The 13,367-nt window shown below is 65.4% G+C and carries 14 protein-coding genes; 6 read left to right on the top strand and 8 right to left on the bottom strand.

The features are described 5' to 3' along the window. Positions 1 to 83: 83 nt before the first annotated feature. The 7 genes from galU to cmk all read right to left on the bottom strand — a co-directional run bounded on the left by galU (position 84) and on the right by cmk (position 8,257). The gene (galU, locus tag J2X52_RS14600; RefSeq protein WP_310154863.1) at positions 84 to 986 is read right to left on the bottom strand and encodes a UTP--glucose-1-phosphate uridylyltransferase GalU; all 903 of its coding nucleotides are present in this window, start codon (positions 984 to 986) and stop codon (positions 84 to 86) included. Then, entirely contained in the window at positions 983 to 2,893 is a 1,911-nt protein-coding gene (locus J2X52_RS14595) for a nucleoside-diphosphate sugar epimerase/dehydratase (RefSeq protein ID WP_310154860.1), read from the bottom strand. Before J2X52_RS14595 ends, galU begins: the two co-directional genes overlap by 4 nt. Before the next feature lie 12 nt (positions 2,894 to 2,905). Then, positions 2,906 to 3,907: a lipopolysaccharide biosynthesis protein gene (locus tag J2X52_RS14590; protein WP_310154858.1), complete on the bottom strand. Its 1,002-nt coding sequence runs from the start codon at positions 3,905 to 3,907 to the stop codon at positions 2,906 to 2,908. Further along, positions 3,908 to 5,086 carry a lipopolysaccharide assembly protein LapB gene (lapB, locus tag J2X52_RS14585; protein WP_310154855.1) on the bottom strand — a complete coding sequence of 393 codons (1,179 nt, stop codon included), beginning with the start codon at positions 5,084 to 5,086 and terminating at the stop codon, positions 3,908 to 3,910. Positions 5,087 to 5,268: 182 nt separating this feature from the next. Then, positions 5,269 to 5,571 (bottom strand): integration host factor subunit beta, encoded by a 303-nt coding sequence (locus J2X52_RS14580; RefSeq protein WP_096009334.1) that lies wholly within the window; start codon positions 5,569 to 5,571, stop codon positions 5,269 to 5,271. Between the two features lie 63 nt (positions 5,572 to 5,634). Continuing rightward, positions 5,635 to 7,323 (bottom strand): 30S ribosomal protein S1, encoded by a 1,689-nt coding sequence (gene rpsA, locus J2X52_RS14575; RefSeq protein WP_310154851.1) that lies wholly within the window; start codon positions 7,321 to 7,323, stop codon positions 5,635 to 5,637. 256 nt (positions 7,324 to 7,579) lie between these two features. Beyond that, positions 7,580 to 8,257, bottom strand: coding sequence for a (d)CMP kinase (gene cmk, locus J2X52_RS14570; RefSeq protein ID WP_310154848.1), 678 nt, complete (start codon positions 8,255 to 8,257; stop codon positions 7,580 to 7,582). A gap of 118 nt (positions 8,258 to 8,375) precedes the next feature. Between cmk and ykgO the strand changes: the two genes are divergently transcribed. The 6 genes from ykgO to J2X52_RS14540 all read left to right on the top strand — a co-directional run bounded on the left by ykgO (position 8,376) and on the right by J2X52_RS14540 (position 12,972). Further along, on the top strand, positions 8,376 to 8,501 hold the full coding sequence (gene ykgO, locus J2X52_RS14565; protein ID WP_005913193.1) for a type B 50S ribosomal protein L36: 126 nt from the start codon (positions 8,376 to 8,378) through the stop codon (positions 8,499 to 8,501). Between the two features lie 181 nt (positions 8,502 to 8,682). Then, the gene (locus tag J2X52_RS14560; protein WP_310154844.1) at positions 8,683 to 9,024 is read left to right on the top strand and encodes a hypothetical protein; all 342 of its coding nucleotides are present in this window, start codon (positions 8,683 to 8,685) and stop codon (positions 9,022 to 9,024) included. Between the two features lie 4 nt (positions 9,025 to 9,028). After that, positions 9,029 to 10,084, top strand: a complete 1,056-nt coding sequence (locus tag J2X52_RS14555) for an agmatine deiminase family protein (protein WP_310154841.1) — start codon at positions 9,029 to 9,031, stop codon at positions 10,082 to 10,084. A 214-nt stretch (positions 10,085 to 10,298) separates the two neighbouring features. Continuing rightward, positions 10,299 to 11,201, top strand: a complete 903-nt coding sequence (locus J2X52_RS14550) for a carbon-nitrogen hydrolase (RefSeq protein ID WP_310154838.1) — start codon at positions 10,299 to 10,301, stop codon at positions 11,199 to 11,201. Between the two features lie 3 nt (positions 11,202 to 11,204). Further along, positions 11,205 to 11,735: an N-acetyltransferase family protein gene (locus tag J2X52_RS14545; RefSeq protein ID WP_310154836.1), complete on the top strand. Its 531-nt coding sequence runs from the start codon at positions 11,205 to 11,207 to the stop codon at positions 11,733 to 11,735. A gap of 4 nt (positions 11,736 to 11,739) precedes the next feature. Continuing rightward, positions 11,740 to 12,972: a TraB/GumN family protein gene (locus tag J2X52_RS14540; RefSeq protein WP_310154832.1), complete on the top strand. Its 1,233-nt coding sequence runs from the start codon at positions 11,740 to 11,742 to the stop codon at positions 12,970 to 12,972. A gap of 182 nt (positions 12,973 to 13,154) precedes the next feature. Here the strand turns inward: J2X52_RS14540 and J2X52_RS14535 are convergent. Next, on the bottom strand, positions 13,155 to 13,367 hold a 213-nt coding region (locus J2X52_RS14535), incomplete at its 5' end, for a hypothetical protein (RefSeq protein WP_310154829.1).

Genomic DNA, 13,367 nt, shown 5'->3' with positions numbered 1-13,367 from the left:
ACCTTGCGGGCGCCAACGCCTGACCCGCATACGAAAACGCCCGGCCAAGCCGGGCGTTTTCAATCACTCTGCGGCAGTGCGCGTCACTCCAGATCCCGAACCCCGAGCTCCTGCAGCGCGTTGCGCATCAACGCGGCGGCAGGCTCGCTCAACGTCTCGTTGTCCAGCGCGTAGCGGATCGTCGCCTCGATCAATCCCAGATGCGTCCCGCAATCGAAGCGGACGCCCTTGAAGCGATATGCATGCACCGGCTGTTCTGCGAGCAGCGCCGCGATCGCATCGGTCAGCTGAATTTCGCCGCCCGCCCCCGGCTTCGTGTTCTCAAGCAGTTCGAAGACGCGCCCATCGAGTACGTATCGGCCGACCACCGCCAATGTACTCGGTGCCTCCTCAGGCTTGGGCTTCTCGACCATGGCATTGATTCGGCCATGCCGCCCTTCGAACGCTTCGGTGGCGACGATGCCGTAGCTGGCAGTCTGTTCGCGCGCGACATCCTGCACGGCAATCATGCTCGCGCCGGTCGCCTCATGCGCATCGGCCATCTGCCGCAGCGCACCGGCGCCATTGCGGTTCCACAGCAGGTCGTCAGGCAGCATGACTGCGAAGGGCTCATCACCAATGACAGCGCGCGCGCACAACACCGCGTGACCCAGGCCACGCGCCTCGGGCTGGGTCACGAAGATCGCCTGGACGCCGTCGGGCAGCGGACGGCGGACCTTCTCCAGCAGTTCGTGCTTGCCGGCCGCCTCCAGACGGTCCTCGAGCTCGTAGGCCTTGTCGAAGTAATCGCCGATCGCGTGCTTGTAGCGATTGGTCACGAATACCAGCGTGTCGCAGCCGGCCTCGATCGCTTCGTCCACTGCGTACTGGATCAGGGGCCGATCGACGATCGGCAGCATTTCCTTGGGAACCGTCTTGGTCGCGGGCAGGAAGCGCGTCCCGAGCCCTGCAACGGGAAACACCGCCTTGCGGATCCTCTGCGTCATAGTTGTCTCGCGTGTCGTGGGGGGAACGCGACGATCGTCGCACCTCCATTGTGTGTTGCCCGCGATTGCTGCGGTGCGAACTCGGGCACCGCCTCGCGCAGCGCCGATGCCAGCAGCTCGAGGTCGTAACGTGCCACGCCGTCGGTGAGCTTCAACAACGCCGCAGCGAGCCTCTCGGCATGCACGGTGCGCGCTTCGGCGAGCAGGATCTTGGGGTGCGTGGTCGGTCGGTACCGCTCGTCTGCGTGGAACAGGGTTTCGTGCAGCTTTTCGCCCGGCCGCAAGCCGGAATAGACGATCGCGACATCCTGATCCGGATGCTTCCCGGCCAGGCGGATCATCTGTTCCGCCAGCAACCGGATCGAGACAGGCTCACCCATGTCGAGGGTGTACACCGCCTGCGCCGAGCCGATCGCCACTGACTGCATGATCAGCTGACAGGCCTCGGGAATCGTCATGAAGTACCGGGTGACCTCGGGATCGGTCACGGTCACCGGTCCACCGCGACGGATCTGCTCCCGGAACAGCGGTACCACACTGCCCGCCGAATCGAGCACGTTGCCGAATCGCACGGTGATGAAGTCGGTGGACGAGGCGCCCGCCAGGTCTTGGCAGACCATCTCGGCCAGCCGCTTGGTGGCGCCGAGCACGTTGACGGGATCGACCGCCTTGTCGGTGGAGATCAGCACGAACGTACCGACCTTGTGCGCGATGGACGCATTCGCCACCGTCCGTGTCGAGAGCACGTTGTTGCGTACGCCTTCGCGCAGCTGCACTTCAAGGACGGGGACCTGCTTGTAGGCCGCAGCATGGAAGACCGCATCGGGCGCAGCGCGCTGCATCGCGTGTTCGATCACTGCCGTATCACCGCAGTCGCCGAGCACCGGTACCAGCGAAATGCGCGGAAAATCCCGGCGCAGCTCGCCCTCGATCCGGGTCAGTGCAAGTTCGTCCATCTCGACCAGCGCGATCTGCGCGGTACCGTTGCGCGCACACTGGCGACACAGTTCCGAGCCAATCGACCCACCCGCGCCCGTGATGAGCACGCTACGGCCCCGCAGCCATGCACGGATGGCCTTCCAGTCCGGCGTGACCGGCTTGCGCCCGAGCAGATCCTCGATCGCAACCTCTTTGAGTTCGCCAGGCAGCGAACGCCCTTCAAGCAGGTCGTCGAGTTTAGGAACCGTGCGAAAGGGCAGCCCGGTCCGCTCACATGCCTCGACGACCTTGCGCATCGCCACCGCCTCAGCGGAAGGCATTGCAATGACCAGAAGCTCGGCGGCGGTTTCCGGCCCCACCTGTTCGACATCGCGGATACGGCCCAACACGGGCACGCCCTGCAGCTGACTTCCTCGCAGTTTGGGCGCATCGTCAAGAAAACCGACAGGATGGTATGCACCCGTGCGGCGCAGATCCCGCACCAGGGTTTCGCCGGCCTGCCCTGCGCCGAGAATCAGGACGCGGACGGCGGACTGGCTGGTCCGCGTCATGCCGTGGTCCTTCCATGCCCGGTACAGCAACCTGGGCATGCCCAGCAGCGCCGCCAGCAGCAGCGGATAGGTGATCAGGACGGTACGCGGAACGAGATCAAGCCGGTTGTAGACGAACAGCACAAGCATGACGGTCAGCAAGCCCAGGACCGACGCCTTCACGATGTTCATCAGGTCCGGGACGCTGGCGAACCGCCACACGCCCCGGTAGAGGCCTACCCGCCAGAAGATCAGGCCCTGCGCCATCAGGATCAGTGCGATTTCGGCCGACCAGAGCGCGAACGTCGGCGCGCTCTCCATGACCGAGTGTCGGAACTGGTGCAGGCCGACCCAGCACAGCCAGACCATGGCCAGATCGTGCAGTACAACGGCCACACGCGGCGTCAGAACGCCGATTCTCGCCTTGAGGTCAATCATCCAGTCGCTTCCCTACGACAGACGCATGCGGCGTACATGCCGGATACGGTGAATGAGCCAAATGGTGACACCCAGGAGATACCACGTGGCGAAGGCTCCGATGATAGCGGGTTGCGGCGCACCCGCCATCGAGATGGCGACGAACGTCGACAGCAATGTCCAGGCAGCATAGCCACCGGTGACCACGGCATGGGCATGCCCCGCCTGCACGCACCGCTGATACATATGCTGTATGTGCGGCGTCCACCACCGTTCACCCCGAATGATGCGGGACAGCAATGTCAATGCCGCGTCAATCAGGAAGGTGCTGATGGGTAGCAGCCACAGCAATGCATGGACCGGGTCCGTCGAGGGCATCAACGCGATCAGACATGCCGCCACATAGCCCAGTGCGCCGCTACCGACATCCCCTAAGAAGATCCGCGCGGCCGGAAAGTTGAACGGCAGGAAGCCTGCGCACGCAGCTGCGGCAATGGTCGCCAGCAAGGCGCCATCCCCATGAATGCCCAAAAGCAGGAATCCCAGCGCGACCAGGATCAACTGGACGACGGCCAGCCCATTGATCCCGTCCATAAAGTTCCAGACGTTGACCAGTCCCAGCGCGAGAGCGAACACCATCAACGCACGCCACACGGGGTCCCCCGCCCAAGCGACGCCGGCCGCCAACAGCGCGGCAGCCAGGATATGCACGGCCAGCCGCCCCCAGGGGGACAGGGGCCGGTGGTCGTCCACCCAGCCGATCGCAGCTACCAGGGCGAGACCGCAGGCCCCAAGCAGGACGACCGACGATGATGGGGTGCTCGCCAGGCCCAACCAGAGCATCGCAGGCGCGACGACCGCGACGATTGCGACGCCGCCCCCTCTGGGGGTCGCCACTACATGGCTACGCCGCTCGCCCGGCATATCCACCAACTGACGGGACATGGCGTAGCGGCGCGCCAGCGCCGTCAGCACCGAAGCGGCCAGGCACACGGCGACGCACAGCGCCAGCACAAACGGGAGCGATGCAGGCACTCAGACCACGGCGTAGTTGAGCAGCGGCTTGATGGTGCCCCACTCCTTGCAGCTAGGGCACTGCCAGTGATGGCTGCGCGCGCCGAAACCGCACTGTTTGCAGCGATAGCTGGGGTTGCGCACCAGCAGCTGCTCGGTGATCAGGCGCAATTCCTGGAGCGTGCCTGCGTGATCGACGCCGTCCGCCAGGGTCAGATCGATCAACGCGGCCTCGCCGCGAACCGACGGGCGGTCCTTCAGCTGGCGCGTGAGGTAGGCGCGCGCCGCACGTACGCCCTCTTCCTGCTCGACCAGACGCGTCAGCGCCAGTACCGGCGCGACGCCCTTGTAGTGCTCGGTCATCTGGGACAGGAAATTCCGCGCGCCCGGCACGTCGCCCACACGTTCATAGGCAGCCAGCAACGGCGCGAGGATCTCGGGCAGAAAATCGGTGTCGTGACGCGCGGCGCGTTCGAACGCGCGGATCGCCGCGGCATCATTGCCGGCGTCGATTTCAAGACGACCTTCGAGAATGCCTGCGCGCACCGAACCAGAGTCCGCGGCGTAGGCGCGCTGTACCGCGCTGCGTGCGCCGTCAACGTCGCCGGCCGAACGCAGGCGGTCCGCGAGCTCGCACTCGAACTGCGAGATCAGCTTGCCCATCGGCTCGCCAGTCGCCGCCTCATAGCGCGTGGCGTTTTCGATCGCCTTCTGCCAGTCGCGCTCGGACTGGTAGATGCCGATCAGATGCCGCAATGCCTGCGGTGCCCGCTGATCGATCTGCGCCAGATCGGCGAACACCGTTTCTGCGCGATCGAGCAGGCCGGACTTCATGTAGTCCTCACCCAGCGCAAGCAGCGCCTGGACCTTCTGCTGGTCGTTGAGGTCGGGGCGCTGCACCAGCCCCTGATGCAGGCGGATCGCACGATCGACTTCGCCGCGACGCCGGAACAGATGTCCGAGCGCGACCTGGGTTTCGAATGTGTCCTTGTCCAACTCCGCGATATGCAGGAACAGTTCGATGGCCTTGTCGGGCTGCTCGTTGAGCAAATAGTTCAGGCCGCGGAAATACGTCATCGACAGGCGGCTGACCTGGGTGTCGCTGTGACGCTCGCCGCCGCGACGACCGATCACCCAGCCACTGAGGGCCGCAATCGGCAGCAACAGGAAGAACCAGAACCATTCGGTCACAAACGCCATGGATCACGCTCCATCGATGGATCGGCCGCGTACGCGCGACCCGGGCCGGCGATGGACATCAAGGCGCAGTGCGCGCCCCGCCGACGGTGCGTCGACGATCCTACCCGCTTGCCGATCCTGCACGCCAACCGTGCGGCGATCCGCACCGGGCGTGGAAAAGAAAATGGGACCGCGGTGGGCGGTCAGTCTTCGGCCGGCATCGGCTGTACGTCGCTGACGCGATCGCGCAGTTCCTTGCCCGGCTTGAAATGCGGCACATGCTTGCCCGGAAGCGCGACGGCATCGCCGGTCTTCGGATTGCGTCCGGTGCGCGGCGGACGGAAATGCAGCGAGAAGCTGCCGAAACCACGGACCTCGATCCGATCGCCGGCTGCCAGTGCGCCGCCCATCATTTCGAGCATGGCCTTGACCGCTAGGTCGACGTCCTCGCCCTTGAGATGCGCCTGGCGCTGGGTCAGCAGTTCGATGAGTTCCGACTTCGTCATGTCTCGTTCTTGCAAATGCGACAACGCCGGCCCGGGACGAGCCCGGACCGGCGCCGCATCGGCTTACTCGCCCTTGTTGCCCAGCTGTTCGCGCAGCAGCGCACCCAGCTTCGTGGTGCCGCTCGACGCTTCCGATGCCTGCTTGTTGTACTCGGCCAGGGTCTCGGCGGTTTCCGCCTCGTCCTTCGCCTTGATCGACAGCTGCAGGACGCGGGTCTTGCGATCGACGCCGAAGTACTTGGCTTCGATCTCCTGACCGACCTTCAGATGCTGGCTGGCGTCGTCGACGCGCTGGTCGCTGATGTCACGTGCCTGCACATAGCCTTCCACGCCCTCACCCAGATCGATCACTGCGCCCTTGGCGTCGACTTCCTTGACGGTACCGATGACCTTCGAACCGCGCGGCGTGGTCGCCATGAACTGACCCATCGGATCCTGCTCAAGCTGCTTGACGCCCAGCGAGATGCGCTCGCGCTCCGGATCGACCGCCAGCACGACGGCCTCGACGGTGTCGCCCTTCTTGAATGCACGTGCCACGTCTTCGCCGGTGGAGTTCCACGCGATGTCCGACAGGTGGATCAGGCCGTCGATACCGCCGTCCAGGCCGATGAAGATGCCAAAGTCGGTGATCGACTTGATCTGGCCGTCGACCTTGTCGCCCTTCTTGTGGATGGCCGCGAAGGTTTCCCACGGGTTCGACGTGACCTGCTTGATGCCGAGCGAGATGCGGCGACGCTCCTCGTCGACGTCGAGCACCATGACCTCGAGTTCGTCACCGACCTGCACCACCTTGGACGGGTTGACGTTCTTGTTGGTCCAGTCCATTTCGGACACGTGCACCAGACCTTCGACGCCCGGCTCGATCTCGACGAACGCGCCGTAATCGGTGACGTTGGAGACCTTGCCGAACACGCGGGTGTTGGACGGGTAACGGCGGGCGATGTTGTCCCACGGATCCTCGCCCAGCTGCTTCAGGCCGAGGCTGACGCGGTTGCGCTCGCGGTCGTACTTCAGCACGCGTACGTCGAGCTCTGCGCCCACTTCCACGACTTCGGACGGATGGCGCACGCGCTTCCAGGCCATGTCGGTGATGTGCAGCAGGCCGTCGATGCCGCCGAGGTCCACGAACGCGCCGTAATCGGTCAGGTTCTTGACGACGCCCTTGAGCACCGCGCCCTCGACCAGCTTCTCCATCAGCTGCTCGCGCTCTTCCGAGTGCTCGCTCTCGACCACTGCGCGGCGCGAGACGACAACGTTGTTGCGCTTGCGGTCCAGCTTGATCAGCTTGAACTCGAGTTCCTTGCCTTCCAGGTACACCGGGTCGCGCACCGGGCGCACGTCCACCAGCGAACCCGGCAGGAACGCGCGGACGTCCTTGATGTCGACGGTGAAGCCGCCCTTGACCTTGCCACTGATGCGGCCGGTGATGGTCTCGTTCTTCTCGAGGGCTTCCTCGAGTTCGTCCCACACCATCGAGCGCTTGGCCTTCTCGCGCGACAGCACGGTCTCGCCGAAGCCGTTCTCGAGGGAATCCAGCGCCACCTTGACGGAGTCGCCGATGGCGATGTCGATCTCGCCGGCGTCGTTACGGAACTGCTCGATCGGCACGATGCCTTCCGACTTCAGGCCGGCGTTGATCACCACCACGTCGGTGCGCACGTCGACGACGATGCCGGTGACGATGGAGCCTGGCTTGAGCTTGGCCAGATTGGTCTGACTGGCTTCGAACAGTTCTGCGAATGATTCGGTCATTGGTAAATACCTGGTTGACTCAGACTGCGTGGCGGCGCCTTGTCAGCGCGGAGTGCCGGCAGTCCACCCGTTGGTCGGCCGTCGCGGGATTGCAGGGCCGTGAGTGTTGAGGTGAACGGACCGCCGGCTGGAAGGATCTCCGGACGGCGACATGGGTGCAGCGGTACAGCGATGAAACGTCACACTTTCCAAGAACGCCGAAGCAGCCCGAAACGGACCACCCCGGCTTGCAACAAACGCCCGACCCCGGATCGGATCAGGCGTTGCGTGCAGGCAGTAATGAGAGCACCCGTTCGACGACAGCTTCGATGCCCTGACCAGTGGTGTCGATGCGGACGGCGTCTTCGGCCGGCCGCAACGGCGCCACCGCACGGTTGGCATCGCGGGCGTCGCGGGCGAGGATCTCGCGCAGCAGACCGTCCATTGTCACCGAAACCCCCTTGTTCTTCAACTGTTTATAGCGACGGTCCGCCCGCTCCTCCGCGCTCGCGGTGAGGAACACCTTCCAGCCTGCGTCGGGGAAGATCACCGTGCCCATGTCACGACCGTCGGCGACGAGGCCCGGGGCGACCCTGAATGCCCGTTGCCGGTCCTTGAGTGCAGCGCGGACCTCGGGAATCGCAGCGATAGCCGAGGCAGCCGCGCCGGCGGTTTCGGTCCGGAGTTCATCCGTGGCGTCGTGGCCGTTGACGAGCACGCGCAGCTCCTCGCCCCCTTCATCGAAGCCGATGGTCGTATCGAAGGTGCAGCGCACCAGCGCGCCGGCATCGTCGAGATCGAGGTCCGCCCAGCCGGCCGCGACACCCACCGCGCGATAGAGCGCGCCTGAATCCAGATAATGCCAACCCAGCCGCTGCGCCACCGCACGGCTGATCGTGCCCTTGCCGGAACCCGAAGGCCCGTCGATCGTCAAAACCGGCACCGTCGCCGTCATCTGCATCTCCTGCGCCGGGGGCCATGTTCGCGAGCGAACGCCCAAGCGCTTGAATCGTGTGGGAAAGAGCAGCTAGAATAGCCGGCTTGCTGTTTGTATCCCATCCCAGAGGTTCACCATGAAGGTCCTGTCGTCCCTGAAGTCGGCGAAGACCCGCCACCGCGATTGCAAGGTTGTGCGTCGCCGCGGCAAGGTCTTCGTGATCTGCAAGTCCAACCCGCGCTTCAAGGCGCGTCAGCGCTAAGACGCGCTGCTGCCGCGCATGCGGCATGCACGCGAGAAAGGCCGCAGCGATGCGGCCTTTCTTCGTTTGCGGCGCTTCTCGTACCGCGTCGGCATCGTCGTCGCGCGAATTCTGATAAACAGGCGCGTGCGCCCTGTCGGCGCCCTCACCTCCATCGCTGTCCTGCCCAGGAGTCACCGCCATGTCGCGTTCCTTCGCTTCGATCCTCGCAGGCGCCGCGCTGAGCTGCGCGCTGCTCGCCAGCCTGCCTGCGTCCGCTGACACGTTGCTTGTCGACCGCACCAAGCAGGCCACTGGCGCCAGCGTGCCCTCGCGCGGCATGTCGATGGCCGATGTCGAAGCCCGCTTCGGCGTGCCGAGCGAGCGCTTGGACCCGCGGGGCGGCCAGAAGCGCCAGTGGCCGACGATCAATCGCTGGGTCTATCCGACCTTCACCGTCTATTTCGAGCGTAACCGGGTCATCGACACCGTGGCCAACCGCGCCACAGCGTCGGAGATCGGCCCCAAGCCCGCCATCCGTTGAGTCCATGACCGAACACGCATTGCGCTTCCCCGCGGAGTGGGAACCCCAGTCCGCGATCCTGATCGCCTGGCCGAACGAAGACACCGACTGGGCCGCGCGCCTGGGCGAGGTCGAAGACACGTACATCGCGCTGGTCGCGGCGATCACACGCTTCCAGCCGGTCGTGATCTGCGTGCCGGACGAGGATATCCAGAGTTACGCCTACGTGCGCCTGGCGTCGAACCGCATCGACATGGCGCGCGTGCGTTTCGTCGAGGCAGCGTACGACGACACCTGGCTGCGAGATTCCGGCCCGATCTCGCTGCGCCGTGGCGATGACGCGTTCCTGCTCAACGATTTCCGCTTCACCGGCTGGGGCGGCAAATTCGACGCCAGCCAGGACGACCTGCTGGTCGGTCACCTGCATGCTGCCGGGGTGTTCGCCGACGACGCGCGGCGACGCGAGATCGACTTCGCGCTCGAAGGCGGCGCGATTGAAACCGACGGTGCGGGCACGCTGCTGACGACCTGGCGCTGCCTGCACGAGCGGCATCCGGACGCATCGCGTGAAGTGTTGACCGCGAAGCTGTCCGACTGGCTCGCGCAGGATCGCGTGCTGTGGCTGGACCACGGCTATCTCGAAGGCGACGACACCGACGCGCATATCGACACCCTCGCCCGCTTCGCGCCGGGTGATGCGATCGTGTTCCAGGCCTGCGACGACGACACCGATCCGCACTACGCCGAGCTCCAGGCGATGGCCGATGAAATCGCCGCGCTGCGCACCCGCGAGGGCGCGCCGTATCGGCTGTTCCCGCTGCCGTGGGCGCAGCCGGTGCTCGACAATGGGCGTCGTCTCGCCGCGAGCTATGCGAATTACTTGATCCTCAACGGCGCGGTGTTGATGCCGGCCTATGGCGATCCGGCAGACGACGCCGCGGCGGCCGTGCTCGCGCAAGCGCATCCTGGCCGCGAAATCGTGCAGGTGCCGTGCCGCCCGCTGATCTGGCAGAACGGCAGTCTGCACTGCATCACCATGCAGTTGCCCGCCGGCCTGCTGCGGGACGCGCTGCCCGGCTGACGCTGGAAAAACGCCCGGCGTCGCGAGTCGGACCTCGGGTGTCAGCTCCGTCCATTCAGTGCCCGTCAGCGACTCCGGCGCGAGCTCCTGGCCCGAGGGCTGGCGTCGTACACGATGGATTGCATCGCGTGCGACGCCGCGTGGATCACCTCGTTTATCTGCCCGCACGCAGCGGCGCGTTAGCATTGTCGCAATCCTCCGAGGGTTCGAATCCATGTCCCGCAAGACCACGTTGCCTGTCGCGCTGATCCAGGAGCGCGCCGTCATCGACCAGGGCGCCGGCAATGCCGACGCCAACCTGTCGGTCATCGAAGCGCGCGTCGCCGAGGCCGCAAAACAGGGGGCGAGGCTTGTGCTGCTGCAGGAGCTGCACAACGGTGCCTACTTCTGCCAGCACGAATCCGTCGACGAATTCGATCTTGCAGAACCCATCCCCGGCCCGAGCACCGAGCGTCTCGCCGCGCTGGCGAAGCAGCACAAGGTGGTGCTGGTCAGCTCGCTGTTCGAGCGCCGCGCAGCGGGGCTGTACCACAACACCGGCGTGGTCTTCGACGCAGACGGCAGCACGGCGGGCAAGTACCGCAAGATGCACATCCCCGACGACCCTGGCTTCTACGAGAAGTTCTACTTCACGCCGGGCGACATCGGCTTCAAGCCGATCGACACCTCGGTCGGCCGGCTCGGCCTGCTGGTCTGCTGGGACCAGTGGTATCCCGAAGCTGCGCGGCTGATGGCGCTGGCAGGCGCGGACCTGCTGTTGTATCCGACCGCGATTGGCTGGGATCCGACCGACGTCGATGACGAGAAAAAGCGCCAGCGCGATGCCTGGATCCTCAGCCATCGCGGTCACGCGGTCGCGAACGGATTGCCGGTGCTGTCATGCAATCGCGTCGGCCACGAGCCGTCACCGATCGGCGCGTCAGGCATCGACTTCTGGGGCAACAGCCATGTGCTCGGCCCGCAGGGCGAGTTCCTCGCCGAGGCAGGGACCGACCCGACCATACTGAGCTGCGAAGTGGATCTGGGCCGCAGCGAACATGTGCGTCGCATCTGGCCGTTCCTGCGCGACCGTCGCATCGACGCCTATGGCGATCTGCTCAAGCGCTACATCGACTGACCCATGCCCCTCGAACTCCGCGACGCGGTCGAAACCGATTTCGACGCCATCACCGTGCTCTACGCCCGCGAAGTCGCGGACGGCGTGGCGACCTACGAATACGACGCGCCCGATGTCGACGAGATGCGACGCCGCTGGTCGACGATCACGTCGGCCGGCTATCCGTACATCGTTGCGATCCACGATGGCGTGTTCGCCGGCTATGCCTACGCCGGCGGATTCCGCACCCGCATCGGCTACCGTTTCACCGTCGAGAGTTCGGTCTATGTGGAGCATGCACAGCATGGCCACGGCATCGGACGCGTACTGATGGAACGGCTCATCGAGCTGTGCACGCAGCGTGGCTACCGGCAGATGATGGCGGTGATCGGCCCGCCGCTCGATGGCCCTTCGGTGCAGTTCCACCAGCGGCTCGGTTTCGAGACCGTCGGCGTGCTGCCCGCCTCGGGCCGCAAGCACGGACGCTGGCTCGACACCATCCTGATGCAGCGCGCCCTCGGCGACGGCGCCGCCACTCCTCCCGAAGACGAATGACCCGATGACCGAACCGATGACCGGCGCGACGACGCCTACTGGTGCCACGTCCTGGCAGTCGCAGCCGCATGCGATCGTCGAGCGAGACGGGGTGCGCTACACCCTGCTCGGTACCGCACATGTGTCGCGGGTCAGCGTGGAGGCGGTCGAGGATGCGATCGGCAGCGGCGCGTTCGAGGCGGTCGCAGTGGAACTCGACGCGCAGCGCTTGCAGGCGATCAGCGATCCAGATGCACTCGCCAAGCTCAATCTCGTCGATGTGATCCGCAAGGGGCGCGTGGCGCTGTTCGCCGCGAATCTCGCGCTGGCCGCCTACCAGCGCCGCCTTGCCGAGCAACTTGGGATCGAACCCGGCGCTGAGCTCAAGCGGGCAGTCGCACTGGCGAACGAACGCGATCTTCCGGTTGCGCTGATCGACCGCGATGTCGGCCTGACATTCAAGCGTGCGTCGAAAAAGCTGGGCTTCTTCGGCCGATTGAAGCTGGTCGGCAGCCTGCTCGGCGGACTGATGGCATCCGACGAGCTCGGCGAAGACGAGATCGAGAAGCTCAAACAGGGCGACATGCTCGAATCGAGCTTCGGCGAATTCGCCAAGAGCAGCCCGCAGCTCTACGAGGCCATCATCGCCGAGCGCGATCGCTACATGGCCGCGAAGCTGCGCGAGCAGGCCGGGGATGCGCGCGAAGTGCTGGCCGTGGTCGGCGCCGGCCATCTCGCCGGTCTGGCGCGCCATCTCGCCGATGACGCGCAGGATCCGGAAGTGACCACCACCGAGCTCGAACATGCGCCCAAGGGCCAGAGCATGCGCTGGGTTATGACCGCGATCACGCTGGCGATCGTGGCGATGATCGGCTGGGGCTATTACCAGGGCGGCGCCGAACTCGGCCGCCAGCTGGTGAAGGAATGGATCGTCATCACCGCCGGCTTCGCCGCACTCGGCGCACTGGCGGCGCTGTCGCATCCGCTCGGCATCCTCGGCGCCGCGATCATGGCGCCGCTGAAGCCGATCCGTCCGCCCGGGATCAACCCCGGACTGGTCAGCGGATTGATCGAGGCCTACATACGCAAGCCCGCGTACAACGATTTCCTTTCGCTGCGCGACGATGCCGGCACAGTGCGAGGCTGGTACCGCAACCGCGTCTCGCGCACGCTGTTGAGCTTCCTGCTCGCCAACGTCGGGTCGAGCATCGGGGTGTGGGTGGCGGGTTTGCGGATCGCCGGCAAGGTGCTTAGCTGACGCGCCTTCTCGCGCCTCAGTCACGGCGGACGGTGTCGCTCTCCGCTCTAGCGCAACACTTGCGCTCTGCCCCGCCGCCTTGCAGCCCTGCTTTTCGCTGTTGGATTTCGCTTTGGCTTTTGGTTTTTGGCTTTTGGCTTCGACTGTCGCTGTTGCTTGTGCCGTTGAATTGGCTCTTGATCTCAATCGAGCCGTAGAGCGAGCTGAGCATCGCAGGGCGGCGGGGTCGAAGAGCAGCCCATGTCTGAGCGCAGCGAGTTTGGGCTGCGTGCCCCGTCGACCGAGAAGTGCAAGGGACCGGCACGGCGCAGCCGTGTCGGATCGCGTCCGGCGAAGACGGTTTTGCTTACTTTTGCCAAGACAAAAGTAAGCCGCGCGACAGCGCGGAAGCCCTG

This window comes from Luteimonas sp. 3794 (genome assembly GCF_031456825.1).
Classification (GTDB): Bacteria; Pseudomonadota; Gammaproteobacteria; order Xanthomonadales; family Xanthomonadaceae; genus Luteimonas.
Note: the sequence above shows the minus strand (reverse complement) of the source record. Positions and strands in the feature narration are given on the sequence as shown.